The 321-nt window shown below is 67.6% G+C and carries 1 protein-coding gene; it reads right to left on the minus strand.

Annotated elements, in window-relative coordinates; all coding sequences use genetic code 11:
• Positions 1–13 precede the first annotated feature (13 nt).
• A partial coding sequence (locus RCF13_RS07975; RefSeq protein ID WP_308141055.1) for a hypothetical protein occupies positions 14–321 on the minus strand: 308 nt, incomplete at its 5' end.

Genomic DNA, 321 nt, shown 5'->3' on the forward strand with positions numbered 1-321 from the left:
AGGGTCGCCCGCGTTATTGCGCGTAGCCATTGATCACATCTCCGGGCTTGATGTCGTTGGGGTTGCGCACCCAGGGGTTCAGCCGCAGCAGCTCGCTGGCGCGCCGGTAATCGCCGTACCAGGCATGGGCCAGCAGGTGCAGATTGGTGGGCGCGGCGACCACGCGCTCGCGCAAGGGCGGGCGCGCGTCGATGATGACCGCTGCCGCTTCCTGGATGGCCAGGGCGGCGTCCTTGAGCGGTTCTGCGATGTCGCGGGCCACTTCGACCGGGTACAGGTCCCTGTTGGCGTCAATCGCGTCCTGGATCAGCGTGCGCACGT

The sequence above is a fragment of the Stenotrophomonas maltophilia group sp. RNC7 genome (assembly GCF_030910085.1).
GTDB classification, from domain to species: domain Bacteria; phylum Pseudomonadota; class Gammaproteobacteria; order Xanthomonadales; family Xanthomonadaceae; genus Stenotrophomonas; species Stenotrophomonas sepilia.